Origin of the sequence: Streptomyces sp. CC53 (genome assembly GCF_001865245.1) — a bacterium.
Classification (GTDB): domain Bacteria; phylum Actinomycetota; class Actinomycetes; order Streptomycetales; family Streptomycetaceae; genus Streptomyces.
On the sequence record NZ_MKXB01000205.1, the window covers coordinates 1 to 1,853 of the forward strand.

At 56.9% G+C, this 1,853-nt stretch carries 1 rRNA gene; it reads right to left on the reverse strand.

The features are described from left to right. Positions 1-21 precede the first annotated feature (21 nt). A 23S ribosomal RNA gene (locus BJP40_RS27875) occupies positions 22-1,853 on the reverse strand; the annotation flags it as partial.

The window sequence follows — 1,853 nt, forward strand, 5'->3', positions numbered from 1 at the left end:
ACACAGTGGACGCGAGCAACTGAGGACAAGCCCTCGGCCTATTAGTACCGGTCAACTCCACACCTCACAGTGCTTCCATATCCGGCCTATCAACCCAGTCGTCTACTGGGAGCCTTACCCCATCAAGTGGGTGGGAATACTCATCTCGAAGCAGGCTTCCCGCTTAGATGCTTTCAGCGGTTATCCCTCCCGAACGTAGCCAACCAGCCATGCCCTTGGCAGAACAACTGGCACACCAGAGGTTCGTCCGTCCCGGTCCTCTCGTACTAGGGACAGCCCTTCTCAATATTCCTACGCGCACAGCGGATAGGGACCGAACTGTCTCACGACGTTCTAAACCCAGCTCGCGTACCGCTTTAATGGGCGAACAGCCCAACCCTTGGGACCGACTCCAGCCCCAGGATGCGACGAGCCGACATCGAGGTGCCAAACCATCCCGTCGATATGGACTCTTGGGGAAGATCAGCCTGTTATCCCCGGGGTACCTTTTATCCGTTGAGCGACGGCGCTTCCACAAGCCACCGCCGGATCACTAGTCCCGACTTTCGTCCCTGCTCGACCCGTCGGTCTCACAGTCAAGCTCCCTTGTGCACTTACACTCAACACCTGATTGCCAACCAGGCTGAGGGAACCTTTGGGCGCCTCCGTTACCCTTTAGGAGGCAACCGCCCCAGTTAAACTACCCATCAGACACTGTCCCTGATCCGGATCACGGACCCAGGTTAGACATCCAGCACGACCAGAGTGGTATTTCAAGGACGACTCCACCTGAACTGGCGTCCAAGCTTCACAGTCTCCCACCTATCCTACACAAGCCGAACCGAACACCAATATCAAACTGTAGTAAAGGTCCCGGGGTCTTTCCGTCCTGCTGCGCGAAACGAGCATCTTTACTCGTAGTGCAATTTCACCGGGCCTATGGTTGAGACAGTCGAGAAGTCGTTACGCCATTCGTGCAGGTCGGAACTTACCCGACAAGGAATTTCGCTACCTTAGGATGGTTATAGTTACCACCGCCGTTTACTGGCGCTTAAGTTCTCAGCTTCGCCCCACCGAAATGGAGCTAACCGGTCCCCTTAACGTTCCAGCACCGGGCAGGCGTCAGTCCGTATACATCGCCTTACGGCTTCGCACGGACCTGTGTTTTTAGTAAACAGTCGCTTCTCGCTGGTCTCTGCGGCCACACCCAGCTCCCACTGCAAGAGTGTTCACCAGACATGGCCCCCCTTCTCCCGAAGTTACGGGGGCATTTTGCCGAGTTCCTTAACCATAGTTCACCCGAACGCCTCGGTATTCTCTACCTGACCACCTGAGTCGGTTTAGGGTACGGGCCGCCATGAAACTCGCTAGAGGCTTTTCTCGACAGCATAGGATCATCCACTTCGCCACAATCGGCTCGGCATCAGGTCTCACCCCTATGTGAAGGACGGATTTACCTACCCCTCGGGCTACACCCTTACCCCGGGACAACCACCGCCCGGGCTGGACTACCTTCCTGCGTCACCCCATCACTCACCTACTACCAGTCCGGTTCACCGGCTCCACCACTCCGACCTCGTCCGAAGACTCAACCGGCGGCTTCACGGGCTTAGCATCGCTGGATTCAGCGTTGGCGCTTCAAAGCGGGTACCGGAATATCAACCGGTTGTCCATCGACTACGCCTGTCGGCCTCGCCTTAGGTCCCGACTTACCCTGGGCAGATCAGCTTGACCCAGGAACCCTTAGTCAATCGGCGCACACGTTTCCCACGTGTGTATCGCTACTCATGCCTGCATTCTCACTCGTGAACCGTCCACAACTACCTTCCGGTGCTGCTTCACCCGGCACACGACGCTCCCCTACCCATCACAGC